The organism is Mycoplasmopsis iners ATCC 19705, from assembly GCF_000701805.1.
GTDB lineage: Bacteria > Bacillota_I > Bacilli_A > Mycoplasmatales > Metamycoplasmataceae > Mycoplasmopsis > Mycoplasmopsis iners.
Window position 1 is genome coordinate 1 of the sequence record NZ_JNJW01000023.1, and the last position, 2,356, is coordinate 2,356.

Sequence of the window (2,356 nt, forward strand, 5' to 3'; positions counted from 1 at the left end):
AAATGTTCTTTGAAAACTAGATATATAAACATGACAGTCAATTTTTTCGAGAGTTTGATCCTGGCTCAGGATGAACGCTGGCTGTGTGCCTAATACATGCATGTCGAGCGAAGTTGCTTCGGTAACTTAGCGGCGAATGGGTGAGTAACACGTACTCAACGTACCCTTTTGATTGGGATAGCAAGTGGAAACATTTGATAATACCAAATACGCATTATTTTCGCATGAAGATAATGTAAAAGGAGCTTTACGGCTTCGCAAAAGGAGCGGGGTGCGCAACATTAGCTAGTTGGTGAGGGTAATGGCCCACCAAGGCGATGATGTTTAGCGGGGTTGAGAGACTGAACCGCCACACTGGGACTGAGATACGGCCCAGACTCCTACGGGAGGCAGCAGTAGGGAATATTCCACAATGGACGAAAGTCTGATGGAGCGACACAGCGTGCAGGATGAAGGCCCCATGGGTTGTAAACTGCTGTGGTAAGGGAAGAAAAAGTTCTATAGGAAATGATAGAACCTTGACGGTACCTTATTAGAAAGCAACGGCTAACTATGTGCCAGCAGCCGCGGTAATACATAGGTTGCAAGCGTTATCCGGAATTATTGGGCGTAAAGCGTCTGTAGGTTGTTTGTTAAGTCTGACGTCAAAACTTGGGGCTCAACCCCAAATCGCGTTGGATACTGGCTTACTAGAGTTATGTAGAGGTTAGCGGAATTCCTTGTGAAGCGGTGGAATGCGTAGATATAAGGAAGAACACCAATATGGCGAAGGCAGCTAACTGGACATACACTGACACTGAGAGACGAAAGCGTGGGGAGCAAACAGGATTAGATACCCTGGTAGTCCACGCCCTAAACGATGATCATTAGCTGATGGAAAATTCATCGGCGCAGCTAACGCATTAAATGATCCGCCTGAGTAGTACGTTCGCAAGAATAAAACTTAAAGGAATTGACGGGGATCCGCACAAGCGGTGGAGCATGTGGTTTAATTTGAAGATACGCGTAGAACCTTACCCACTCTTGACATCTTCTGCAAAGCTATAGAGATATAGTGGAGGTTAACAGAATGACAGATGGTGCATGGTTGTCGTCAGCTCGTGTCGTGAGATGTTCGGTTAAGTCCTGCAACGAGCGCAACCCTTGTCCTTAGTTACTACATTAAGTTGAGCACTCTAAGGAGACTGCCCGAGTAATTGGGAGGAAGGTGGGGACGACGTCAAATCATCATGCCTCTTACGAGTGGGGCAACACACGTGCTACAATGGTCGGTACAAAGAGAAGCAATATGGCGACATGGAGCAAACCTCAAAAAACCGATCTCAGTTCGGATTGTAGTCTGCAACTCGACTACATGAAGTCGGAATCGCTAGTAATCGTAGATCAGCTACGCTACGGTGAATACGTTCTCGGGTCTTGTACACACCGCCCGTCAAACCATGGGAGCTGGTAATGCCCGAAGTCGGTTTATAAACAAACTGCCTAAGGCAGGACTGGTGACTGGGGTTAAGTCGTAACAAGGTATCCCTACGAGAACGTGGGGATGGATCACCTCCTTTCTACGGAGTACATAAAATCACATTTCATTGGGAATAGTGATTATTAACCTTATTTTTTGACCTTAACTTAATATTTTTCAACAGTTCATGGCTTATTTAGGTCATAAGCAATATATCTAGTTTTGAGAGAACATTCTCTCAAATGTTCTTTGAAAACTGAATAGTAAATTATTTTAAAATATTTACAACGACATCTAAACAAATTAATAATTAGTCAATTTGTTTTGATTCATCGAGTAATCATAAAACATTATGATTCATTGAAATGTCTTAAAATACACATCATTAAATAACCAAATAGGAACATACTTTTAAATAAGGAAGAGTTTGTGGTGGATGCCTTGGGTCTGAAAGTCGATGAAGGACGTGATTACCTGCGATAAGCCTCGTGGAGCCGGATATATGCTATGAAACGGGGATTTCCGAATGGGGGAACCTAGTTAGGGTAATGCCTAGCTGCCATTTTCTGAATACATAGGAAAATGAGTGAGACACCTTGTGAACTGAAACATCTTAGTAGCAAGAGGAAAAGAAAATAAATAATGATTTCTTTAGTAGCGGCGAGCGAACGAGAAAGAGCCCAAACCACTTTTAGTGGGGTTGTAGGACGATCTACATAGAGTTACAAAATCAAATGATAGCAGAAGCTTTTGGGAAGAAGCGACATAGAGGGTGATATCCCCGTATGCGAAATTGTTTGATCTCTTGGTCGTATCCTGAGTAGGGCGGGGCACGTGAAACCCTGTCTGAATCTGCCGGGACCACCCGGTAAGGCTAAATACTAATCAGACACCGAT

2 rRNA genes are annotated in these 2,356 nt (G+C 43.7%); both read left to right on the top strand.

The window, feature by feature from the left end:
* Positions 1–42 precede the first annotated feature (42 nt).
* A 16S ribosomal RNA gene (locus T395_RS0103090) occupies positions 43–1,559 on the top strand.
* Between the two features lie 309 nt (positions 1,560–1,868).
* Positions 1,869–2,356: ribosomal RNA gene (locus tag T395_RS0103095) — 23S ribosomal RNA — on the top strand; the annotation flags it as partial.